Here is a 22,650-nt window from a genome sequence, read left to right as displayed (position 1 = left end):
ACGACATGCGCGGGAACATCGCCCAACTGATGCAGCAGGCCCAGAAGATGCAGGAAAACCTGCAGAAGGCCCAGGAAGAAATCGCCAGGATCGAAGTAACCGGCAGCGCCGGTGGCGGTATGGTCAGCGTCACCCTTACCGGTGCGAAGGAATGCCGCAAGGTGCGCATCGATCCGTCGCTGACCAGCGATCCGGAGATGCTGGAAGACCTGATCGCGGCCGCCTTCAACGATGCGTCCAACAAGATCGACGCCGAATCGAAGTCGAAGATGGGCTCGGCCACGGCCGGCATGCAGCTGCCGCCGGGCATGAAGCTGCCGTTCTGATACCCGCAGCGTCGAGCGTGCTCGACTGCTTCGCGCGTAGCATCGAGCTTGCTCGACTGCATGCATGAATCAGTCGAGCATGGCTCGACTCTACAAAGCCCTTCAGTCGAGCATGGCTCGACTCTACCAAGCCCTTCAGTCGAGCAAGCTCGACTCTACAAAGCCTGCCGCCGTGTCCGCACCCCTGCTTGAACAACTGATCGATGCGCTGCGGGTACTGCCGGGCGTGGGCCAGAAGACGGCCCAGCGCATGGCCTACCACCTGCTGGAGCGCGAGCGCGAGGGGGGGCAGCGTCTGGCCGAAACACTGGCGCTGGCGGTGGAGCGCATCGGCCACTGCGCGCAGTGCCGCGATTTCAGCGAAACCGAGGTGTGCCCCACCTGCGCCAATGGCAGCCGTGAGCGCAGCCAGCTGTGCGTGGTGGAATCGCCGGCCGATCGCCTGGCCATTGAAAACGCCACCGGCTTCCGCGGGGTCTACTTCGTGCTGCAGGGGCGGTTGTCGCCGCTCGATGGCGTCGGTCCGCGCGAGCTGGGCCTGGAACCGCTGGAGCAGCGCCTGGCGCAAGGCGAGGTTCAGGAGCTGATCATCGCCACCAGTGCCACTGTGGAAGGCGAGGCGACCGCGCACTATCTGGCACAGTTGGCGCGCGCGCGCCAGGTGCGGCCCAGCCGCCTGGCCCAGGGCCTGCCGCTGGGCGGCGAACTGGAATACGTCGATCGCGGTACGCTGTCGCACGCCTTTGGTACACGCAGCGAATTCCGCGACTGACGCGGTCGGGCAACGCCTGCTGTCACCGGCCTACAATGCGGGGACATCCCGCCGAGGCCGACCATGAGCAGCGAAACCCTCTTCAGCAAGATCATCCGTCGCGAGATCCCCGCCACCATCGTCTACGAAGACGATGAGGTGCTGGGGTTCAAGGACATTGCACCGCAGGCGCCGGTGCACGTGCTGTTCATTCCGAAGAACGAGATCATTCCGACCCTGGATGATCTGCAGCCGTCGCAGGCGCACCTGATCGGCAAGCTGGCGCTGGCTGCCGCGGCCTACGCACGCAGCGAGGGCTTGGCCGAGGACGGTTACCGCATCGTGATGAACTGCCGCGAGCATGCCGGGCAGACCGTGTTCCATATCCACATGCATCTGCTGGCCGGCGCGCCGCTGGGCCATTTCGGTACGCCGGGGCATTGAGGCAACCGCATCCCCGCGTGGCCAAGGGGATGGCACCAGCAAAAAGGCCGCCCGGGGGCGGCCTTTCCTGTTCTTACCACCAGCCCCAGCGGCCGTAGCCCCAGTACGGGCTCGGGCCCCACGGGCCATACGGACCGTACGGGTAGGGCACCACATCGACCTGGCGCTGTTCCGGCCACAGGTAGATGACATCGGCGGCCAGCTTCGGCAGGCGGTAGTCGTAGTCGCCGATACGCGTATTGGAGTAGCCGTCGATCTTGCCGATGAAGGTCACATCGCGGCCGGCTTCGAACACGGCCGGGTCGTAGAAGCCGGCGCGGCAGGCGATGAAGCGGCCATCGCTGGCGTCCGACGAGGTGGTGTTCGGGCGGCCACTGCCATTGAGCGGGCGCGAGATCATCTGGAAGCAGGTCTCGCCCTGGCCGGGCAGGGTTTCAATGATGCGCCCGCCCCAACGGACCGGCGTGCCGACCTGCTGGGTGGCGACCGAGTCGCGCGGGGAAACCAGGCTGAACTGTCCCTGCAGCGGCTTGGGTGCCGTTGCGCAGGCCGACAGGGCCAGCGTGGCCACGGCAGTGAGAAGGAACTTGGTTTTCATTGGGAAGCTCCGGAAGACGGGCGATGCCTGCGCAGGTCCCGCAATAATGCGGCGAGGTCGGTGCAAGTGCCAGCGTAACGCGCGTCAGCGAAACGCTGGCTGAGTGCCAGCAGGGCAGGATCAGGGTGCTGGGCATGCACGCGGCGGGCCCAGGCCATCGGTGGCTCATGCGGCTCGCGGCCCAGGCCGCGCCGCGCGTAGCGCCGGCCCAGGCGGTGCCAGGCGCGCAGCAGCGGATCGCGCTCACGTTCGCCACGGGCCAGCAGCCAGGCCATCCAGGCCAGTGCCAGCAACACAGCCATCACGAACCCGGCCAGCAGCTGTCCCGGCCCCAGCGTATCGATCCCCAGCCGCTGCAGCATCTGCTGCTGCCGGCGTGCGTCAAACGACAACACCAGATCGTTCCAGCCACGGCGCAGCCAATCACCCACCTGGCCGATCTGCAGCCAGCGCTGCTGCAGTCCTTGATCGGTGTCGGCCAGCAGGCGGTCATCCAGCGTGTCCAGAATCCGTTCCGGCGCGACGGCGGCGGTCGGGTCCACCCGCACCCAGCCCTGTTGCGGCAGCCACACTTCGGCCCAGGCGTGGGCGTCCATGCGCCGCACCACCCAGTAATCGCCAATGCGGTTGCGCGTGCCGCCGGCAAAGCCGGTTACCACGCGCGAGGGAATGCCAGCATTGCGCATCAGCACCACGAACGAGGAGCTGAAGTGCTGGCAGAAGCCGGCCTTGTAGTCGAACAGGAAGGCGTCGACCGGATCGCGCCCGGCCATTGGGGTTTCCAGCGTGTAGGAGAAGTCAGCGGTGATCCAGGCCAGCGCCCGGCGCACCACGGCGGCATCGTCGTTGCGCGCTTGCTGGCGCCATTGCCGGGCCAGTGTGGCAGTGCGCGGGTTGAAACCTTCGGGCAGCTGCAATGCGGCCCGGCGCTGTTCGGCCGACAACGCGGCATCGAAGCGGCGCGCTGGGGCTGATTGCATGCGCCAGCGGGTCAGTGCGCTCAGCCGCTCGTCGCTGGACAGGCTCATGTCTGCATCAAGGCGGGCGCCGGCAGGGGCGCTTCGCGGCAGGTCCAGCGCCACCAGCTGTCGCCGGTCGGTGGGTTCGTAGTCGATCTGGTAGTCCCAGCCGGGCGCCGTCTGCTCCACTGCGGCCGGTGCGCGCAGCCGCGCCGCAGGATCACGACGCCAGATGTGACCGTCGAAGCGGGTCAGCACCGGACCCCGCCAGTAGCGCTGTTGCGGCGCCGGCGCCGCACCGAAGAACTGCACGCGCAGGGCGGGTGTATCGTCGGCCATCAGGTCCAGCCACTGGTCCGGCTCCATCGTGTCGGACAGGCCCGGCGAACCAACGGCGCGCTCGGGAATGCCCCACAGCGGCGTGGCCAGGCGAGGGAACAGCCAGAAGCAGGCCAGCGCCAACGGCAGGCCGATCAGCATCAGGCGGCCCACGCCGTGCAGCTGCCCGCGCAGCGGCACCGGTGCGCTGTGGCCTTCGCCTTGCGCCAGACGCTGCAGCGCCAGCAGGCCGGTGATGCCGGCCAGTGCCGCCAGCGCGGTGGTCAGCGGCCCCTGATCAAGCAGGAAGGCGGCAAACGGTGCGAACAGGGCGAAGCCGATCAGGCTGCGTGCATCGCGCAGGCTGCGCAGCTCGCTGGATTTGATCGCCAGCATCGCCGCCAGCAGTGCGCAGCCGGTGTCGCGACCAGGGCGCACGGCGCCCATCTGCCAGACGATGGCGCCCAGCATGGCCAGCACCAGCAGCATGCGCATCGGCATGGGCAGCACGCGACGCTGCGACAACAGAGCGGTCAGCACGGCGGTGCCAGCAAATACTGCGGCCAACAGCGTGGGCAACTGCAGCAGCAGCGGCAGCAGGGCCAGCGCTGCACTGGCCAAGGTCCAGCCGCGCGCATTACGGTCGATCAGGGGGGCGGTGTCAGTCATGCGGCAGCAGCGCCAGTGCGCGCAGGCACAGGTGATGGTGGCTGGCGCCCTGGCCCGGGCCCAGGGCGGGCTGGCCCGGCAGCAGCAGGGTGTAGCGGCGCCCTTCGCGCTCGGCCAGATCGACCCAGCGTGCCAGTCGCGCAATGCGTGCTTCGGTGGCCATCGGTGCCAGCGCGCGCCAGTCCAGCATGACTTCCATGCCCACGGGTTTCTCGTACTCGCGCACCAGCAGGCTGTCGCGCCGTGCCGAATGCTTCCAGGCGATGCTGCGGGTCGGATCGCCGGCGCGGTAGGGACGAAGCTGGTGCAGTTCCTCGCCACTGGCGTGGGCGCGGGTATGCAGGGGGTCGCTGCCACGCTCGGGCAGCGCCGGGCCCTGCGCCTCGGGGTGGGGGTAGACCAGCAGCGGCTGCTCGGGCCAGACCCACGACCACGCCCGTACCAATCCCAGTGGCTGGGTACTGGACAGGCGGATGCGGGGCAGATCGAACCAGCCGCGCCGCACGGTGGGCACATCCAGTTCCACCTCGGCACGGCCGTGTGCAGGCAGGTCGGTCCACGCCTGGTGCTCGCCCAGTTGCAGGTGCAGCCCGTGCCGCGCGCGCGGATCGGGCGCGGAAAGATCAATGCGCAGCCGCAGCGCTTGCCCCGCCGCGACCGGTTCGGCGGCGATCGTGTCGATCTGCACGCCCGACAGCTGCAGATGCGCGGCGATCGCACTGGCGACGGACGCCGCTGCCAGCAGCAGGGCCAGCAGCAGGGCGGGGTTGTTGTTGTAGTTCAGTGCGCCCAGCAGCATGGCCGCCAGCAGGGTGGCCACGAACAGGCCGAAGCGCGTGGGCAGCACGTAGATGCGGCGGCGATCCAGCCGCTGCGGCAGTGCCTCCGGCGAACGCGGGCGCGCCAGCAGCTGCAGCCGTGCCCAGCGCGTGGAGGCGTTCAATCGACCGCCACCGTCTGCAGGATCGCGCGCGCCAATGCCGGTCCCGCGCTGGATTCGGCGTCGCCCACCAGGCGGTGCCCGGCCACGGCCACGAACAGGGTCTGCACGTCTTCGGGCACCACATGGCCGCGACCCAGCAGCAGCGCATGGGCCTTGGCCGCACGCAGCAGGGCCAGGCCGGCGCGCGGCGACAGGCCCACGCGCACGCCGGCATGCTGGCGGCTGCGGGTCAGCAGGGCCTGCACGTAGTCCACCAGCGCATCGCTGACGTAGATCTGGCCCACGGCTTGGCGCAATTGACGTACCTGGTTGTCATCCAGCTGCGGCACGGCACGTGCGATCAGATCGCGACGATCGGTGCCGCGCAGCAGTTCGCGCTCGGCCTGCGCGCTGGGATAGCCCATGGCCAGCCGCAGCAGGAAGCGGTCCAGCTGCGAATCGGGCAGCGGAAACGTGCCGGACAGGTCCACCGGGTTCTGCGTGGCGATCACGAAGAAGGGATCGGGCAGGATATGTGTCTGCCCGTCCAGGGTGACCTGTTGTTCGGCCATGGCTTCCAGCAGCGCGCTCTGCGTGCGGGGCGGCGCGCGGTTGATCTCGTCGGCCAGCAGTACGTGGGTGAACACCGGGCCGGGGTGGAACTGGAACTGGTGGCTGCCGGCCTCGTACACCGAAACGCCCAGCACATCGGCCGGCAGCAGATCGGAGGTGAACTGCACGCGCTGGAAGCCCAGGCCCAGGCTGCTGGCCAGGGCGTGCGCGAGCGTGGTCTTGCCCAGGCCGGGCAGATCCTCGATCAGCAGATGGCCGCCGGAAAGCAGGGCAACGAAGGCCAGGCGCACCTCGTGCACCTTGCCCAGCACCAGCGCGTTGACCTGGTCCTGCGCATTGCGCAGGGACTGGCGCAGTTGATCGGTTAGCATGCTGGGCATGGGGGACGAGGCTGTCATGATCGTCTCACGTTCGGGAACCCATCGATTCTATCCATAGAGCAATGCAGGGCGAACAGCGCGCACGCACGATATTTGTCTGGTTATGGACGCTCGTCACAGCGGCCAAGCTGGTCGTGGCCGCACGGCTGCCCCTGTTCGTCGATGAGGCGTTCTATTGGCAGGAGGGCCAGCACCTCGCGGCCGCCTATTCCGATCTGCCCGGCCTGACCGCGTGGCTGGCCCGGCTGGGGGTGGAGATCGGCGGGCACCATGTACTGGCGCTGCGCCTGCCGTTCCTGGCCATTGGTGCGCTGCTGCCGCTGCTGGTATCGCGCGTGGCCACGCGCTGGTTCGGCGCGGTGGCTGGCTGGCAGGCGGGCAGCCTGACCTTGTTGATGCCGTTGTCGGCCACGCTGGGCCTGCTGGCCGTGCCCGATGTGCCGATGGCGCTGGCGGCGGTGCTGTGCCTGGATGCCGGTGCGCGCCTGCTGCGCAATGTCGATGCATCTTCAGCAGTGAAGCTGGGCCTGGGCCTGCTGATCGGCGCACTCAGCCATTACCGCTTCATCGGTGTCATCGGCGTGGGCTTCATTGCCCTGCTGGCCCTGCCGCAGGGGCGGCGCATGCTGGCCGACCCGCGCGTGTGGGTGGCGCTGGCCGTGGGTGTGCTGGCCTGGTTGCCGCTGCTGGCCTGGAATGCCGACAACCACGACGCCGGCCTGAAATTCCAGGTGGTGGAGCGCCATCCCTGGGCGTTCGAGTGGCGCGGGCTGTGGTTCCTGGTCATCCAGCCGATGCTGGTCACGCCCATCCTGTGCATCGCCATGTGGAAGGTGGCGCTGGCCGGCACCCGCAGCGGCGGCGGCGCGCGCGTGCAGTGGCGCTATTTCGGCCTGGTTGGCGGCGTGTCCACCTTGGGCATCTTCGTGCTGGGCTTCTTCACCGATGTGGAGCGCATCAGTTTCCACTGGCCACTGCCGGGTTACCTGGCCCTGCTGGTCGCGGTGCCGGTGGTGCTCAACGGCTGGCCGCGCGGGCTGCGGCGAACGGGCTGGTGGCTGGCCGGTGCGGGCATGGTGCTGGCGTTCGCGTATTACCTGATGGCCGCTTCACCGGTGTTGCGCGAGCAGTTGGCGGGCAACAAGTACTACCCGCGCAACTTCGCCGGCTGGCAGCCGCTGGCCGCGGCGGTGCGCGAAGAGCTGGCGCAGATGCCGGAAGGCAGTCGCGTGCTGGCTGGCAACTTCAAAGTGGGCGCAGAGCTGGGCTTCCAGCTCGGCGACGGCGATATCGCAGTGCTGCCGCATCCGCTCAACGACAAGCATGGGCGCAGTGCGCAGCTGGCGCAGTGGCAGTTGCTGCATGAAGGGGAACGGCAGCAGCCGATGCTGCTGGTGCTGTCGCCCAGCGACCAGCGGTACCGCGATCTGCTGCAGCGTTACCACGCAGTGTGCGAACAGGTGGGGCCGCTGCCGCCGCCACGCGTGGTCAGCAGCGATCATGGCTTCCAGCGGTTCCTGTTGTTCCGCCTGCCCGCGCAGCGCGCAGGCGGGCCGTGCGTAACCCCGGCGATGGCCTGGCTGGATGCGCCGGCCAACGGTGAGGTGGTTTCAGGCACGCTTGCAGTGAAGGGCTGGGCCTTCAAGGACGGTGCGGGTCTGTCGCGCGTGGAAGTGCTGCTCGATGGGCAGTCGCTGGGTGATGCCCGCTATGGCCGCGAGTTCGACATGCGCGCGGCCTGGCCGGGCACCACCGATCCCACCCATCCACACGTGGGGTTCGATGCCAGCGTGGACACACGTGCGCTGGCGCCCGGGCGGCATTGGCTGGGCCTGCGCCTGCATGGTCGCGACGGCAGCGTGGAGCAGTGGCAGGAACAACCGTTCGAGGTCGCCCCGTAGCGCGCAATGTCGAGCGTGCTCGACCGTCGGTTGCGTAGAGTCGAGCTTGCTCGACTGCTTTGTACTGCCGGGGACATTCAGTCGAGCAAGCTCGACTCTACCCATCCGGGGTCATGGCACGGCGAAGCCGGCCTGGCGCAGCAGGCCACACAGGGCGATCAGGGGCAGGCCGACCAGGGCGGTCGGGTCGCGGTTGTCGATCGCCTCGAACAGGCTGATGCCCAACCCTTCACACTTGAAGCTGCCGGCGCAGTCCAGCGGCTGTTCGGCGGCCACATAGCGGACGATCTCGTCCTGGCCCAGCACGCGGAAGCGGACCTCGGTCACGTCCACTGCGGTCAGGCTGTCTCCGTTGCGGGTGAGACTGATGGCCGTATGGAAGCGCACGGTCTTCCCCGACATGGCGGCCAACTGTGCGCAGGCGGCGTCCACCGTGCCCGGCTTGCCCAGTGGTTGGCCATCCAGGTCGGCCACCTGGTCCGAGCCGATCACCCAGGCGCCGGGGTGGCGCGCGGCCACTTCGGCGGCCTTGGCGGCGGCCAGGCGCACGGCCAGCGCCGCCGGTGCTTCGCCCGCGGCCGGGGTCTCGTCCACGTCCGGGCGTGCGCAGTCGAAGGGCAGGCCCAGCCGTTGCAGCAGGTCGCGGCGGTAGCGGGAGGTGGAGGCCAGCAGCAGGGCGGACATGCGATAATTCCGGGGCAGGGCGGGGCAGTCTGGCCCGGCGTGAAGGCCCGCAGCAAGCCCCGCGTGGCGGGGCATTTGACAGCGGGCGGGCTGATCCTTAGTATTCAGCGGCTTATGTCCGCGAACGTGCCCGAAACGCTGGATGCTTGGCGGATGGTTGTAGCGCGCAGGCGCTTCGACGGCCAGGTCTCTTTGGCTGAATTGACCCGCCTGCAGGGCTTGGTCGCCGATACCGACGGTGAGTGCAGTTACTCGCTTGAATTCGGTCGCGACGAGGTCTTGCGGGTATCCTATGTGGAACTGACCATCGACACCGCGCTGCCGCTGACCTGTCAGCGCAGCATGCAGCGATTCCTGTTGCCGGTGAAGATGACCCAGAGGCTTGGCCTGATCCGCGACGAGGACGAGGAATCGTCCCTGCCGGAGGAGTACGAGGCGTTGCTGGTGCCGGAAGATGGCCAGCTGCGGCCGCTGGATCTGGTCGAAGACGAGTTGGTGCTGGCGGTGCCGGTGGTGCCGTTGTCGCCCGACGGTGAAGCTGTCGACCGGGACTGGGCGCCGAGCGAAGAAGAAACGAAGAAAGCCAACCCGTTTGCGGCGTTGGCGGCCCTGAAGAAAGAATAGAAGCATTAGCAGCCGGATTGTCGTCGGCGGCTGCGGCGAAAGCGAAAGTGTGCTGGGCGCTGGCGTCCTGCGCGACGATACGACGAAGCAAAAACGAACCGAGTTTGGAGCAATCCCATGGCTGTCCAGAAATCCCGTGTCACCCCGTCCCGCCGCGGTATGCGCCGTGCGCATGACGCCCTGAGCGCCAAGCAGCTGTCGACCGACCCGACCACCGGCGAAGTGCACCTGCGTCACCACATCACTGCTGACGGTTTCTACCGCGGCAAGAAGGTCATCCAGACCAAGACCTCGGCCGTCGAAGAAGATTGATGTGCCGGGAAGGCCGCTGCCTGCGGGCAGCGGCCTTCGCCTTTCTTCCCGGGTGTGCCGGTGATCGGCGGCCCGCGCAACAGGAAACATGATGAGCAAGCGGATCTACTCGAGGATCGCGGGCACCGGTAGCTATTTGCCGGAAAAAGTCCTGACCAACGCCGACCTGGAAAAAATGGTCGAAACCTCGGACGAGTGGATCCAGACGCGCACCGGTATCCGCGAACGGCACATTGCTGCCGAAGGCGAAACCACCAGCGATCTCGGCTACCAGGCCGCGCTGCGTGCGCTTGAAGCGGCCGGGATCGATGCCAGCCAGCTCGACATGATCGTGGTGGGTACCACCACGCCTGACCTTATTTTCCCGTCCACCGCGTGCCTGATCCAGGCCAAGCTCGGTGCATCGGGTTGCCCCGCTTTCGACGTGAACGCCGCCTGCTCGGGCTTCGTGTTCGCGCTCAGCGTGGCCGACAAATTCATCCGTTCCGGTGATGCCCGCCACGTGCTGGTGGTCGGTACGGAAACCCTGACCCGCATCGTTGACTGGGAAGACCGCACCACCTGCGTGCTGTTCGGCGATGGTGCGGGCGCCGTCGTACTGAAGGCCGACGAAGAGACCGGCATCCTCAGCACCCACCTGCATTCGGATGGCAGCAAGAAAGAGCTGCTGTGGAACCCGGTGGGCGTGTCGGTCGGTTTCAAGGGCGGCGCCAACGGCGGCGGCACCATCAACATGAAGGGCAACGACGTGTTCAAGTACGCCGTGAAGGCGCTGGACTCGGTCGTGGACGAAACCCTGGAAGCCAACGGCCTGGACAAGTCCGACCTGGATTGGCTGATCCCGCACCAGGCCAACCTGCGCATCATCGAAGCCACCGCCAAGCGCCTGGACATGTCGATGGACCAGGTGGTGGTCACCGTCGATCGCCACGGCAATACCTCCTCGGCCTCGGTGCCGCTGGCGCTGGACGCCGCGGTGCGTTCGGGCAAGGTCGAGCGCGGCCAGCTGCTGCTGCTGGAAGCCTTCGGTGGCGGCTTCACGTGGGGTTCGGCTCTGCTGCGCTATTGATAGCGCAGGTTACGACAACGTGAATCAGTCGTTACGGCCCCTCTGGGGCCGTAACGCGTTTAGGAGAACCGCCATGGTTGAGCCCATCGTGATTGAAGGTCAGCGCGCCTGGCTGAAGCAGTACGGGAAGGGAAGTCGCGCACTGGCGCTGGGCCTGCTCAACTTCGTCGCCCATCGTTTCCAGCTGGATGCGCTGCGCCCGCCGCCGCACCGTGGTGGTGATGCCGCCCGCGAAACAGAAGCGCGCCGCCTGGGGGAACTGCACGCGCAGGGCATCAACGTGCCTGAAGTGATCGGCAGCGGCCATGCTGCGCTGGTGATCGGCGACAACGGCAGCTCGTTCAATACCTGTCTGCGCGAGGCCGACGAGGCGGGTCGCGACCAGCTGGTGGCCGCGGCCATGCAGGCCTTGGCCGAGGCGCACGCGCGCGGGGCCTATTTCGGCCAGCCGCTGCCGCGCAACCTGACCTGGGACGGGCAGAAGGTGGGTTTCATCGATTTCGAGGAAGACCCGCTGGAAGTGATGGACCTGGCCGAGGCGCAGGCGCGCGACTGGCTGATGTTCGGCTACGGCGTGGCCAAGTACTACGGCGACCGCCCTGAACGCCTGCAGGCGATGATGGCCGAGGCCATGAACAGCGTGCAGGGGCCGGTGCGCGCCCACGTTCATTCGGTCAGCGGGCGCCTGCAGGGGCTGGCCCGGGTCTGCATGAAGATGGGGCGCTCGGCCCGTGCGTTGGCGCACTCGATCTTCATCACCCATGGCGCCACCACGCTGGGCCTGATCATGGTGGTGGGGCTGTGCATGGACTTCTTCGCCGACGGCGAGCTGGATATCCTGCAGCTGTTCTGCTGATCCGCTCTCCGTCGGGCATGGCCCGGCGCTACCGGTAGCGCCGGGCCATGCCCGGCGGCCCCGTGGTGGGGCGCACTCCATACGCCGTGCATACGCGCACGTACAGACGAGACGAGGGATTCGCCCTTATCATGGCCCGCTTCGATTGCAACAAGCGGATGACCGCGTGACCGTATCCACCCTCGCTTTTGTCTTCCCCGGTCAGGGCTCGCAGTCCGTGGGCATGCTGGCCGAACTGGCCGAGCTGCACCCGCAGGTGCGTGAAGCCTTCACCGAAGCATCCGATGGTGCCGGCGTCGACCTGTGGGCGCTGTCCCAGGGTGGCCCGGAGGAAATGCTCAACCGTACCGAATACACCCAGCCGGCCCTGCTGGCGGCGAGCATCGGCGCGTGGCGCGCTTGGAACGCCGTCGGCGGTCCGCGCCCGTCGGTGCTGGCCGGCCACAGCCTGGGCGAATATACCGCGCTGGTCGCTGCCGGCGCGCTGAGCCTGCATGATGGCGCGCACCTGGTGCGCCTGCGTGGTCAGCTGATGCAGGAAGCTGCGCCGACCGGCGTGGGCGCCATGGCTGCCGTGCTGGGCGCCGAAGACCAGCTGGTGCTGGACGTCTGCGCCGAAGCCGCGGGCAGCCAGGCGGTGGTGCCGGCCAACTTCAATTCGCCGGGCCAGATCGTGATCGGTGGCGACGCCGATGCGGTGGACCGCGCGCTGGCGCTGCTGGCCGAAAAGGGCGTGCGCAAGGCGGTCAAGCTGGCCGTCAGCGTGCCCTCGCACACCCCGCTGATGCGTGAAGCCGCCAACCGCCTGGCCGAAGTGATGGCCGGTCTGTCCTGGCAGGCGCCGCAGCTGCCGGTGGTGCAGAACGTCGATGCCAAGGTGCATGACGGCGTCGATGCCATCCGTACCGCGCTGGTGCAGCAGCTGTACCAACCGGTGCAGTGGACCGGTTGCGTGCAGGCCCTGGCTGCCCGTGGCATCACCCAGATCGCCGAGTGCGGCCCGGGCAAGGTGCTGACCGGCCTGGTCAAGCGCATCGACAAGACCCTCGATGGTCGCTCGCTGGCTACCCCGGGCGATTTCGAAACCGCCCGCGAGACGTGGTCGGCCTGATCCCCCTGTTCCTGCCGACCGTACCGGTGGCCGCTGCACGCGGCACGGGTGCGGCGGCCGCCCCAGCCTGAGGAAAACATCATGAGCAAGCCCCTGCAGGGTGAAATCGCACTGGTCACCGGCGCCAGCCGTGGCATCGGTGCCGCCATCGCCGATCTGCTGGCCGCCCAGGGCGCCACTGTCATCGGCACCGCCACCACCGAATCCGGCGCCGCCGCGATCGGCGAGCGCCTGGCCGCCCACGGTGGCCACGGCCGCGCCCTGAACGTGACCGATGCGGCCGCGCTGGACAGCGTGCTGGACGGCATCGCCAAGGAATTCGGCGCGATCTCGATCCTGGTCAACAACGCCGGCATCACCCGCGACAACCTGCTGATGCGCATGAAGGACGAGGACTGGGCGTCGATCATCGACACCAACCTGACCAGCGTGTTCCGCACCAGCAAGGCCGTCATGCGCGGCATGATGAAGGCGCGCAAGGGCCGCATCATCAACATCGCGTCGGTGGTGGGCGTGACCGGCAACGCCGGCCAGGCCAACTATGCCGCCGCCAAGGCCGGCATCATCGGTTTCAGCAAGTCGCTGGCCAAGGAAATCGGCTCGCGTGGCGTCACCGTGAACGTGGTTGCGCCCGGCTTCATCGACACCGACATGACCAAGGCGCTGCCGGAAGAAGCCCGCACCGCCCTGATCAACGACATCGCCCTCGAACGCCTCGGTTCGCCGGAAGACATCGCCCATGCGGTGGCCTTCCTGGCCAGCCCGGCGGCCGGGTACATCACCGGCGAAACCCTCCATGTGAACGGCGGCATGTACATGCCGTAAGCAAGGGGCGCAGGGATTGCGCCGCAAGTGGTTGATCTGCGGGGGTTTTTGCAGCAATGCAAGGTCGCGCCGGTTTCCACTACACTATCCCACGGCCATCGCCTTAGATGGCGACCACTTTTGAACCACAACTCCATCTGGAGCGAGATCCCATGAGCACCATCGAAGAACGCGTCAAGAAAATCGTCATCGAACAGCTTGGCGTCAAGGAAGAAGAAGTCACCAACAGCGCATCGTTCGTCGATGACCTGGGCGCTGACTCGCTGGACACCGTCGAGCTGGTGATGGCCCTGGAAGAAGAGTTCGAGTGCGAGATCCCGGACGAAGAAGCCGAGAAGATCAGCACCGTGCAGGCTGCCATCGACTACATCAAGGCCCACGTCAAGGCCTGATGTCAGACGGCCGTGCGCGTGCGGGCTTCCGCTCGCCGCGCACCGCACCCCATGGGGCCGCTGTTGCGGCCCCGTGTGTTTGAGCATCACATCGAAGCAAACCGCGTTACCCGTCGAAAACGTGCGGGTCAGGAGAATCAGCAATGAAGCGTCGCGTCGTCGTAACCGGCCTGGGTATCGTCTCGCCGTTGGGCAATGATCTGGCCAGCAGCTGGGAAGGCATCACCCACGGTCGTTCGGGCATCGGTCCGCTGACCAACGTTTCTGATGCCTACCTGGAACGGTTCACCACCAAGATTGCAGGTGAGGTCAAGGGCTTTGACATCACCGCCGACAACCCGTTGTTCGGCAAGTACCGGGTCAGTGGCAAGGATGCCAAGAAGATGGACCCGTTCATTCATTACGGCCTGGGTGCTTCTTTCATGGCCCTGCACGATTCGGGCCTGGAAATCACCGAAGCCAACGCCGAGCGCGTGGGTGCCATCGTCGGCGCCGGCATCGGCGGCCTGCTGGGCATCGAAGAGCAGACCATCGAATTCCACGAGGGCAAGAAGATCTCGCCCTTCTACGTGCCCAAGACCATCATCAACATGCTGCCGGGCCAGCTGAGCATCATCGCCGGCCTGAAGGGCCCGTCGTTCTCGGCCGTGTCCGCCTGCGCGACCTCGAATCATTCGATCGGTACGGCGATGCGCATGATCCAGTACGGCGATGCCGACGTGATGGTGGTCGGTGGCGCCGAGCGAGGCTCTTCGCCGACCGCGCTGGGCGGCTTCTGCGCCATGAAGGCCATGAGTACCCGCAACGATGCCCCGCAGCAGGCCTCGCGCCCGTGGGACAAGGACCGCGACGGCTTCGTGCTGGGCGACGGTGCCGGCATCCTGATCCTGGAAGAGTACGAGCACGCCAAGGCGCGTGGCGCGAAGATCTACTGCGAACTGGCCGGCTTCGGCGCCAGCTCCGACGCGTACCACATGACCGCCCCGGCCGAGAACGGCGAAGGCGCTGCCCGCTGCATGACCATGGCCCTGAAGGACGCCGGTGTGAACCCGGACCAGGTCGGCTACCTCAACGCACACGGCACCTCCACGCCGCTGGGCGACCTGGGCGAAACCATGGCCATGAAGACCGCCTTCGGCGACCACGCCTACAAGATGATGGTCAGCTCCACCAAGTCGATGACCGGCCACCTGCTGGGTGCTGCCGGCGGCGTGGAAGCGATCTTCTCGGTGATGGCGCTGCAGGACAACGTCATTCCGCCGACCATCAACCTGGAACAGCCGGGCGAAGGCTGCGACCTGGACTACGTGCCCAACGAAGCACGCCAGGCCAAGGTGGACGTGGTGATGTCCAACGGCTTCGGCTTCGGCGGCACCAACGGCACGCTGATCTTCAAGCGCGTCTGACCGAGGTTGTAGAGTCGAGCCATGCTCGACTCTGCCGTTGTGTAGAGTCGAGCCATGCTCGACTGAACGTGCAACTCAGTCGAGCATGGCTCGACTCTACATGCGAAGAAGCCGCCGCAAGGCGGCTTCCGTGCATCTGAACCCCTGAACTGGCCGCCATGACCCACGCACCGCTGATCCACCCGCTGCCGCACCCGATCGACCTGCTGGCCGTGCAGCAGCACGACCCCGCGCGCTTCCCGCTGCTGATGGAATCCACCGCCTCGGGTACCGCGCAGGGGCGCTGGAGCCTGCTGCTGGCCGCGCAGGGCCACCATCTGCGCCTGGATGCCGATGGCCAGGTGCGTGACCAGCACGATGCGGTGCACGCGGGCATGTTCCTGCAGGTGCTCGACCGCGCCTGGCAGGCCGAGCGCCTGCCGCACGACGGCAGCCACAGCCTGCCGTTCCGTGGCGGCTGGGCGCTGATGCTGGACTACGAAGTGGCCAGCCAGATCGAACCGGTGTTGCCGGCGCGTGCACGCGAGGATGCTCGCCCCACCGCGCTGGCCCTGCGCTGCCCGGCCGCGTTGCTGCACGACCACGAGGCGAATGCCAGCTTCGTCATTGCCGAAGCCGATCAGCAGGCCCTGCTGGACGCGCTGGTGGCACAGGCCTCGGCCGTGCTGCCCGAAGCGGGGCAGGGCTGGCAGCCGCCGCAGTCGGTGCAGGAAGATGCCCCGCAACGCTTTACCGACGGCGTGCGCCGGGTGATCGACTACCTGCGCGCCGGCGATGTGTTCCAGGTGAATCTGTCGCGTCGCTGGAGCGCGCAGTTCGCCGCCCTGGTCAGCCCGCAGGCGCTGTACGCGCAGCTGCGGCGTGCCAACCCGGCACCGTTCGCCGGCCTGTTCAGCGCGCACGGTCGCCATGTGGTCAGCTCGTCGCCGGAGCGGCTGGTATCGGTGCACGCCGGCCATGCACAGACGCGGCCCATTGCCGGCACCCGCCCGCGCTTCGAAGGCGACGACGATGCCGCGCGCATCCAGGAACTGGTTGGCCACCCCAAGGAGCGTGCCGAGCACGTGATGCTGATCGACCTGGAGCGCAACGACCTGGGGCGCATCTGCCTGCCCGGCACGGTGGTGGTCGATGAGCTGATGACGGTGGAGAGCTACGCCCACGTGCACCACATCGTCAGCAACGTCAGCGGTCACCTGCGCCCCGATGTCACGCCGGGTGAGGTGATCGCCGCCACCTTCCCCGGCGGCACCATTACCGGCTGCCCGAAGGTGCGCTGCATGCAGATCATCAGCGAACTGGAACAGGTGCCGCGCGGTGCCTACACCGGTGCCTTCGGCTGGCTGAACCGCGATGGCGACCTGGACCTGAACATCCTGATCCGCACCGCCGAAGTGGACGGCCGCGAGGTCAGCTTCCGCACCGGCGCCGGCATCGTGGTCGATTCGGACCCGGACAAGGAACTGGACGAGACCCGCGCCAAGGCCCGCGGCCTGCTGCGCGCGCTGGGCCAGCAGGGCTGAGCGGCCGGGGTCAGATCCCTCTCGCGGCGCGCGAGGGCTCTGACCCCCGGCGATGATGCCGCCAGGCATGGCCCGGCGCTACCGATCCTGGTGGGTGCCGACCGTTGGTCCGCACTGGCACACACCCCCATCATGACCCCACGCCACCCGGCACGGTATCCTGCACGGCGGAATCGCATTCAGAGGTAGTCCATGGCGGGAGCCAAGCGCGGGTGTCTGTTCGTGGTAACGCTGCTGCTGGTGCTGGCCGCCGTGCTGGTCGGTGCGGGCGCGTGGTTCTTCCACCAGCAGAGCCAGTTCGCCGACCAGCCGATCAGCCCGTCCACCGACAGCGTGGTCATCGCCAGCGGCGACGGCCTGAACAGCGTGCTGCGCAAGCTGCGCGACGCCGGCGTGGACGAAGGCCAGGATACCCAGTGGCAGCTGCTGGCGCGCCAGCTCGATGCCGCCGGTAAGCTGAAGGTGGGCGAGTACGCGCTGGACAACAAGCTGACCCCGCGCGAGCTGCTGCTGCGCATGCGTGCGGGCAAGGTGCTGCAGCACCGCGTCACGATCGTCGAAGGCTGGAACATCCGCCAGGTACGCGCGGCCCTGAAGCGCGCCGATCCGCTGCTGCACACCACCGATACCCTGGATGACGCTGCCCTGATGCAGCGCCTGGGCTTCGGCGGCCAGCACCCGGAGGGCCGCTTCCTGCCGGAAACCTACGTCTACCAGCGCGGTGACAGCGACCTGGACGTGCTCAAGCGCGCGCACGCGGCAATGGAAAAGGCGCTGGACGAAGCCTGGGAAAGCCGCGCGCCGGATCTGCCGATCAACACGCCCTATGAGCTGCTGACCCTGGCCTCGATCATCGAAAAGGAAACCGCGCTGGCCAGCGAGCGGCCGCAGATTGCCGGGGTGTTCATGCGCCGCCTGAAGATCGGCATGCGCCTGCAGACCGACCCCACGGTGATCTATGGCATCGGCGCGGCCTACGACGGCAACATCCGCCGCCGCGACCTGACCACCGACACGCCCTACAACACCTACACCCGTGCCGGGCTGACGCCCACCCCGATCGCCATGCCCAGCCGCGATGCGCTGATGGCCGCCGCGCAGCCGGCACCGGGCAATGCGCTGTACTTCGTCGCCGTGGGCGATGGCAGCGGCGCGCACGTGTTTTCCCCCAGCCTGGACCAGCACAACGCCGCGGTAGCCCGCTACCTGCAGCAGCTGCGCCAGCAACGCAACAAGGAGACCCCGGCGCAATGAGTTCCGCGCTGCTTCGCCACCCGCGTTTCGTCAGCCTGGAAGGCGGCGAGGGTGCGGGCAAGACCACCGCCATCAACGCCATCCGCGATTGCCTGCGCAGCCATGGCCACGAGGTGGTGCTGACCCGCGAACCGGGCGGCACGCCGCTGGCCGAGCGCATCCGCGGCCTGGTGCTGAAGCCCGACGCTGAGATTGCCGCCGAGCCGCTCAGTGCCGAGGCCGAACTGCTGCTGGTGTTCGCCGCGCGTGCGCAGCATGTGCGCCAGGTGATCCAGCCGGCACTGCAGCGCGGTGCCTACGTGCTCAGTGATCGCTTCACCGATTCCAGCTACGCCTACCAGGGCGGTGGACGCGGCCTGGACCCGCAGTGGATTGCCGATCTGGAGCGCCGCGCGGTGGGCCTGCTGCCGGGCCTGACCCTGCTGCTGGATGTGGACGTGGCCGTGGGCCGCGCCCGCGCCAACGGCCGCGATCTGTGGCCGGACCGCATCGAAAGCGAGCAGGACGATTTCTTCCAGCGCGTGCGCGAAGTGTTCCGCGGCCGCGCCCAGCAGGACCCGCAGCGCTTCGCCCTGGTCGATGCCGGCCAGGTGCAGGAACGCGTGGCCGCCGATGTGGTGGCGCGCGTGGAGCAGTGGCTGCAGGCGGGGCAGGGCGCATGAGCACCTTCTCGCCCTGGCAGCAGCGCGCCTTCGACCAGACCGTGGCCGCGCTCGATGCCGACCGCCTGGGCCATGGCCTGTTGATCTGCGGCCCGGCCGGGCTGGGCAAGCGCCAGGTGGCGCTGGCCCTGGCCGACCATGTGCTGGCCCGCGGCGATGCGGCCCACGCGGCACGCACGCGCCAGTTGATTGCCGCCGGCACGCACCCGGATCTGCAGGTGGTCAGCTTCATTCCGAACAAGAGCGGCGACAAGCTGCGCACCGAGATCGTGATCGAGCAGGTGCGCGAGATCACCAACAAGCTGGCGCTGACCCCGCAGTACGGCGTGGCCCAGGTGGTGATCGTCGATCCGGCCGATGCGATCAACCGTTCGGCCGCCAACGCGCTGCTGAAGACGTTGGAAGAGCCGCAGCCCGGTCGTTACCTGTGGCTGATCAGCAGCGACCCGGCGCGTCTGCCGCAGACCGTGCGCAGCCGTTGCCAGCGTCTGGAATTCAAGCTGCCGCCGCATGACGAAGCCTTGGCCTGGTTGCAGCAGCAGGGCCACAGCGCCGCCGCTGCGCGCGAAGCCTTGGACGCTGCGCGTGGCCATCCCGGACAGGCCGACAACTGGCTGCGCGAAGAGGGTCTGAGCCTGCGCCGCGAAGTAGCACGCGAGCTCGAACAGCTGGCCGCCGGCAGGACCGGCGCGGTGGAGCTGGCACAGAAGTGGTGTGGCGATGACAACGCGGCCCTGCGCCTGCGCTTCGCCGCCGACCTGGCGCTGGCCCAGGCCAGCACCGATGCCTTGACCACGCCGGAGCGATTGCACAAGCTTGCAGCCTGGTTCGATGCGGCCAATCGCACCCGCGACCTGCTGCGCACCACGGTGCGTGCGGATCTTGCAGTGGTCGAGCTGCTGCTGGCCTGGAACAAAGTCAACGAGCGGCCTGCCGCAAGGGATAACCGATGAGTGCCAGCAACGCCCGCCAGGGCATCCTGTCCCTGGCCGTGAAGGACAAGGCCGCGCTGTACAGCGCGTACATGCCATTCGTGAAGAACGGCGGCATCTTCGTGCCCACGCCCAAGCGCTACTTCCTGGGCGACGAAGTGTTCCTGCTGCTGACCCTTCCCGATTCCAGCGAACGCCTGCCGGTGGCCGGCAAAGTGATCTGGGTCACTCCGGCCGGCGCACAGGGCAACCGCACCGCCGGCATTGGCGTGCAGTTGGCCGATGGCCAGGAAGGCGAAACCGTGCGCCACAAGATCGAAACCCTGCTGGCCGGCCTGACCAGCTCGGACAAGCCCACCCACACCATGTAAGGCGGCGAACCCCGAAACACCCGAGATCCCGCCTTTTCGTAGAGTCGAGCTTGCTCGACTGCTCCTCCTCTGTAGCGTCGAGCCATGCTCGACGACAGCTCGACGACAGGCCTGAAAAAGCCCCGCGAACACAAATGTGAAAAAGTGTTGACGGCCTCAAAAAAGCCCCTATAATGAGCGGCTCAGCAACACACCGGGCGGTTAGCTCAGCGGTAGAGCATTGCCTTCACACGGCAAGGGTCACAGGTTCGATCCCTGTACCGCCCACCATGTTGCAGAACGAAAGAAGCCTCCAGCAATGGGGGCTTTTTTGTTGGTCGTGATTCGGGCCAGGTCACCGATCTGGCGCGTGCCCTTGCCAGGGGCCGCGTCCATACAGGCGCTTGCGGCTCAATGGATGCGTGACCTAGATTTATTGGGCGCACACCGTGTGCCTTGACCAGGAGGAGCCATGGATCGTCCCGGATTTTCCGCATGTACGCGGTTCTGCGTCATCGTCGTGGCGGTAATGCTTGTTGCCGGCTGTACTGCATCGACCCACAGGGGTTCACTCACGCCTGTGCAGGCAGACGTGAGTGAAATGCTTGAGGAAATCCATGCGTCCGGAAAGCCGGTTGGCTTCGAGCAGCAGGATGTAAGTGCACTCGTCAGCCGCTATCTTCCGGTGGGTACGCCACACGCCGATGTGCTGGCTGCAGTGCGGGCACATTCCGGGACCAGGGTCATCGAGGACTCGCCCGCGACGTTGATTGTCCGCAACGACACGGGAAAGGCCATGCTGGACCCTGATGCGCGCTCGGTGGTGATGACGTTCACGTTCGATGGCAACGGCAGACTTGCGAAGGTGCGTGCGGTGCAGCTGAAGCATCAGTAGACGTGCCGTGATGACGGAAGATGATCGTGCAAGGTGCGATCCCTTCCCTGTCCCGTTGCGCTGGCATGGGTATGCTGGGCCGCCTCCTCTGCATGTGCCTGCCATGAACGAACGACGTACCGCGCTCATTTCCGCCCTGCGCAATGCTGGCTGCAGTGACCCAGCCAGCTGGGCCGACAGCGAACTTCGCGAAGACATTCCGCAGTTCGCCCGCTTCCTGGTACTGCGCGATGTGCACCGGCTGGCCGAGGACGTGGATTCGGCCCTGGCTGAAACGCTGTTTGACCGCGACGATCTGGCCGACACCCTGCAGGCCCTGCGCAGTGCGGTGCCGGCCGCCGCGCTGGAGGCATTCCTGCGCGCCTACGGCCAGGCCCTTGGCAACAGCTTCGTGATGATGGTGGACGAAGGTCCTTCAATGCGCGGAGCGGGCATGCCGGGGTGGGCGCTGATGGAAACTGACGCAGATGACATGCCCAGCGGCCGCCTGATCCAGGGCTTGCACGAAGACTATCTGGACTTCGCAACGTCCGTCGCGCCGTAGCATGCGGCGCCCGGCCGCCGTGCGGGCGCTTGGGCGCGGTCTCGTCGGGTGATACCGGGTGCGGGCATCATCGCCCTCCCGTGAATGTCATCTGCGCTCGTCTATGATGCACGTCGAACTGAAGTGAGTACGCATATGGAAGTACGACTCACGCGCGAGCAGGTGCTCGCGCTGGCGCCGGATGCGGCGTCGGCCAAGGCCGGCGGTGCACTGGCCATCGATGGCAAGTGGGGCCTGCTGGGCGCCGATGCCCAAGCCCTGTGGGGCGAATGCCAGGGCAGCGGTTCCAAGCCGTACCAGACCCAGGTGGACCTGGCCGCGCTGGTCAGTCGCTGCTCGTGCCCCAGCCGCAAGTTTCCGTGCAAGCACGGCCTGGCATTGCTGCTGCTGTACGCGTCGGGCAACCCGCGCTGCGTGCCGCAGGCGCGCCCGGCATGGGTGGATGAATGGCTCAAGGGCCGCCGCGACCGTTCAGCGCGCAAGGAAGCGGCCGCCGAAGCCGCGGCCAGTGCGCCACCGCCCGATCCACAGGCCGCCGCCGCTGCCGCCGGCAAGCGCGAACAGGGGCGCTGGGCGCGCATCGAGGCCGGTGCCGCTGAGCTTGAACGGTGGATTGCCGACCAGTTCCGCCAGGGGCTGGCCAATCTTCCCGCCGATTTCGATGCCGATGCGCAGCGCATGGTGGCGCGCATGGTCGATGCGCAGGCGCCGGGCCTGGCCAGCCAGCTCGATGCTGCACTGGGCAGCGGTACGCGCGGGCTGGCGCAGCTGGGTGCACTGGCCCTGCAACTGGGGCTGCTGCAACTGCTCACCCAGGCCGTGCCGCGCCGGCACAGCCTGGGCGCTGCACGCGTGGCCGACCTGCGCGCTGCGCTGGGCTGGCCGCTGGAACGGGAGAGCGTGCAGCGCGACGGCGAAGCCATTGCCGACCGCTGGCACGTGCAGGGGCAGCGGCTGATCGAACAGGCCGGCAATCTGACCGAACGCCGGGTCTGGCTGCACGGCTTGGACAGCGGGCGTACCGCGCTGCTGCAGGAGTTCAGCCATGGCGGCCGCGGCTGGGACGCGCAATGGCTGACCGGCTGCGTGCACGCGGCAACGCTGCACTTCCACCCCGGTACGGTGCCGCTGCGCGCGTTGGCCAGCGATGTGCAGGCCGCCACGCCGGGCCCGGCCAGCGCGCGACCGGATACGCTGGAATCGGCAACGCAGCCCTATGCCGACAACCCCTGGTTGCCGCAGGTCGCCCTGCGCATCAGCGACGTACACATGGCCCATGACGGCACGCGCAGCTGGCTGCAGCACGCCGAAGGCGCGTTGCCGCTGCAGTTGCCCGGTCTGCAGGCCTGATCGTTGCTCGCCTTCGGCGG

At 67.6% G+C, this 22,650-nt stretch carries 25 protein-coding genes and 1 tRNA gene; 21 read left to right on the top strand and 5 right to left on the bottom strand.

Annotated features, from left to right (window positions below; genetic code table 11):
* Positions 1-5 precede the first annotated feature (5 nt).
* The 3 genes from RTY46_RS13060 (at position 6) to RTY46_RS13050 (ending at position 1,521) form a co-directional block, all read left to right on the top strand.
* Entirely contained in the window at positions 6-326 is a 321-nt protein-coding gene (locus RTY46_RS13060; protein ID WP_019659509.1) for a YbaB/EbfC family nucleoid-associated protein, read from the top strand.
* Between the two features lie 172 nt (positions 327-498).
* The gene (gene recR, locus RTY46_RS13055) at positions 499-1,098 is read left to right on the top strand and encodes a recombination mediator RecR (RefSeq protein WP_312708838.1); all 600 of its coding nucleotides are present in this window, start codon (positions 499-501) and stop codon (positions 1,096-1,098) included.
* 63 nt (positions 1,099-1,161) lie between these two features.
* On the top strand, positions 1,162-1,521 hold the full coding sequence (locus RTY46_RS13050) for a histidine triad nucleotide-binding protein (RefSeq protein ID WP_312708837.1): 360 nt from the start codon (positions 1,162-1,164) through the stop codon (positions 1,519-1,521).
* Between the two features lie 73 nt (positions 1,522-1,594).
* Here the strand turns inward: RTY46_RS13050 and RTY46_RS13045 are convergent, their stop codons facing one another.
* From RTY46_RS13045 to RTY46_RS13030, 4 genes are read right to left on the bottom strand one after another with little or no spacing between them, the layout of a single operon-like run.
* Entirely contained in the window at positions 1,595-2,119 is a 525-nt protein-coding gene (locus RTY46_RS13045; protein WP_312708835.1) for a Slp family lipoprotein, read from the bottom strand.
* Positions 2,116-4,065 carry a DUF3488 and transglutaminase-like domain-containing protein gene (locus tag RTY46_RS13040; protein WP_312708834.1) on the bottom strand — a complete coding sequence of 650 codons (1,950 nt, stop codon included), beginning with the start codon at positions 4,063-4,065 and terminating at the stop codon, positions 2,116-2,118. Before RTY46_RS13040 ends, RTY46_RS13045 begins: the two co-directional genes overlap by 4 nt.
* Complete coding sequence (locus tag RTY46_RS13035) at positions 4,058-5,008, bottom strand: DUF58 domain-containing protein (RefSeq protein ID WP_312708833.1); 951 nt, start codon at positions 5,006-5,008, stop codon at positions 4,058-4,060. The genes RTY46_RS13040 and RTY46_RS13035 overlap by 8 nt, the downstream gene beginning before the upstream one ends.
* Positions 5,005-5,958 carry a MoxR family ATPase gene (locus RTY46_RS13030; protein ID WP_312708832.1) on the bottom strand — a complete coding sequence of 318 codons (954 nt, stop codon included), beginning with the start codon at positions 5,956-5,958 and terminating at the stop codon, positions 5,005-5,007. Before RTY46_RS13030 ends, RTY46_RS13035 begins: the two co-directional genes overlap by 4 nt.
* A gap of 44 nt (positions 5,959-6,002) precedes the next feature.
* On the opposite strand from RTY46_RS13030, the gene RTY46_RS13025 reads away from it, so the two are divergent.
* Positions 6,003-7,841 carry a glycosyltransferase family 39 protein gene (locus RTY46_RS13025; protein ID WP_312708831.1) on the top strand — a complete coding sequence of 613 codons (1,839 nt, stop codon included), beginning with the start codon at positions 6,003-6,005 and terminating at the stop codon, positions 7,839-7,841.
* Positions 7,842-7,952: 111 nt separating this feature from the next.
* Here the strand turns inward: RTY46_RS13025 and RTY46_RS13020 are convergent, their stop codons facing one another.
* Positions 7,953-8,525, bottom strand: coding sequence for a Maf family nucleotide pyrophosphatase (locus RTY46_RS13020; RefSeq protein ID WP_312708829.1), 573 nt, complete (start codon positions 8,523-8,525; stop codon positions 7,953-7,955).
* Positions 8,526-8,639: 114 nt separating this feature from the next.
* On the opposite strand from RTY46_RS13020, the gene RTY46_RS13015 reads away from it, so the two are divergent.
* The 17 genes from RTY46_RS13015 (at position 8,640) to RTY46_RS12935 (ending at position 22,630) form a co-directional block, all read left to right on the top strand.
* Positions 8,640-9,149 carry a YceD family protein gene (locus RTY46_RS13015; protein ID WP_108748745.1) on the top strand — a complete coding sequence of 170 codons (510 nt, stop codon included), beginning with the start codon at positions 8,640-8,642 and terminating at the stop codon, positions 9,147-9,149.
* A 117-nt stretch (positions 9,150-9,266) separates the two neighbouring features.
* Positions 9,267-9,461 carry a 50S ribosomal protein L32 gene (gene rpmF, locus RTY46_RS13010; RefSeq protein ID WP_004154640.1) on the top strand — a complete coding sequence of 65 codons (195 nt, stop codon included), beginning with the start codon at positions 9,267-9,269 and terminating at the stop codon, positions 9,459-9,461.
* A gap of 91 nt (positions 9,462-9,552) precedes the next feature.
* On the top strand, positions 9,553-10,530 hold the full coding sequence (locus RTY46_RS13005) for a beta-ketoacyl-ACP synthase III (RefSeq protein WP_312708828.1): 978 nt from the start codon (positions 9,553-9,555) through the stop codon (positions 10,528-10,530).
* A 73-nt stretch (positions 10,531-10,603) separates the two neighbouring features.
* The gene (locus RTY46_RS13000; protein ID WP_312708827.1) at positions 10,604-11,386 is read left to right on the top strand and encodes a serine/threonine protein phosphatase; all 783 of its coding nucleotides are present in this window, start codon (positions 10,604-10,606) and stop codon (positions 11,384-11,386) included.
* A 166-nt stretch (positions 11,387-11,552) separates the two neighbouring features.
* Positions 11,553-12,497 (top strand): ACP S-malonyltransferase, encoded by a 945-nt coding sequence (gene fabD, locus RTY46_RS12995; RefSeq protein ID WP_312708826.1) that lies wholly within the window; start codon positions 11,553-11,555, stop codon positions 12,495-12,497.
* A gap of 81 nt (positions 12,498-12,578) precedes the next feature.
* A complete protein-coding gene (gene fabG, locus RTY46_RS12990; protein ID WP_107230029.1) occupies positions 12,579-13,322 on the top strand; it encodes a 3-oxoacyl-ACP reductase FabG in 744 nt (247 codons plus the stop codon).
* A 152-nt stretch (positions 13,323-13,474) separates the two neighbouring features.
* Positions 13,475-13,714: an acyl carrier protein gene (gene acpP, locus RTY46_RS12985; RefSeq protein WP_108748749.1), complete on the top strand. Its 240-nt coding sequence runs from the start codon at positions 13,475-13,477 to the stop codon at positions 13,712-13,714.
* 143 nt (positions 13,715-13,857) lie between these two features.
* On the top strand, positions 13,858-15,120 hold the full coding sequence (gene fabF, locus RTY46_RS12980) for a beta-ketoacyl-ACP synthase II (protein WP_312708825.1): 1,263 nt from the start codon (positions 13,858-13,860) through the stop codon (positions 15,118-15,120).
* A 158-nt stretch (positions 15,121-15,278) separates the two neighbouring features.
* A complete protein-coding gene (locus RTY46_RS12975) occupies positions 15,279-16,643 on the top strand; it encodes an aminodeoxychorismate synthase component I (RefSeq protein ID WP_312708824.1) in 1,365 nt (454 codons plus the stop codon).
* 192 nt (positions 16,644-16,835) lie between these two features.
* The gene (gene mltG / locus RTY46_RS12970) at positions 16,836-17,897 is read left to right on the top strand and encodes an endolytic transglycosylase MltG (RefSeq protein WP_312708823.1); all 1,062 of its coding nucleotides are present in this window, start codon (positions 16,836-16,838) and stop codon (positions 17,895-17,897) included.
* A complete protein-coding gene (gene tmk, locus RTY46_RS12965; protein WP_312708822.1) occupies positions 17,894-18,559 on the top strand; it encodes a dTMP kinase in 666 nt (221 codons plus the stop codon). The genes mltG and tmk overlap by 4 nt, the downstream gene beginning before the upstream one ends.
* Positions 18,556-19,512 (top strand): DNA polymerase III subunit delta', encoded by a 957-nt coding sequence (locus tag RTY46_RS12960; RefSeq protein WP_312708821.1) that lies wholly within the window; start codon positions 18,556-18,558, stop codon positions 19,510-19,512. Before tmk ends, RTY46_RS12960 begins: the two co-directional genes overlap by 4 nt.
* A complete protein-coding gene (locus RTY46_RS12955; RefSeq protein ID WP_108748755.1) occupies positions 19,509-19,862 on the top strand; it encodes a PilZ domain-containing protein in 354 nt (117 codons plus the stop codon). The genes RTY46_RS12960 and RTY46_RS12955 overlap by 4 nt, the downstream gene beginning before the upstream one ends.
* A 195-nt stretch (positions 19,863-20,057) precedes the next feature.
* Positions 20,058-20,132 (top strand) — tRNA-Val (locus RTY46_RS12950).
* Between the two features lie 181 nt (positions 20,133-20,313).
* Complete coding sequence (locus RTY46_RS12945) at positions 20,314-20,736, top strand: DUF6393 family protein (RefSeq protein ID WP_312708820.1); 423 nt, start codon at positions 20,314-20,316, stop codon at positions 20,734-20,736.
* Between the two features lie 103 nt (positions 20,737-20,839).
* On the top strand, positions 20,840-21,280 hold the full coding sequence (locus RTY46_RS12940; protein WP_312708818.1) for a hypothetical protein: 441 nt from the start codon (positions 20,840-20,842) through the stop codon (positions 21,278-21,280).
* A gap of 135 nt (positions 21,281-21,415) precedes the next feature.
* Entirely contained in the window at positions 21,416-22,630 is a 1,215-nt protein-coding gene (locus RTY46_RS12935) for an SWIM zinc finger family protein (protein ID WP_312708815.1), read from the top strand.
* The last annotated feature ends 20 nt before the right edge of the window (positions 22,631-22,650 follow it).

The sequence above is a fragment of the Stenotrophomonas sp. genome, from assembly GCF_032056425.1.
Classification (GTDB): Bacteria; Pseudomonadota; Gammaproteobacteria; order Xanthomonadales; family Xanthomonadaceae; genus Stenotrophomonas.
Note: the sequence above shows the minus strand (reverse complement) of the source record. Positions and strands in the feature narration are given on the sequence as shown.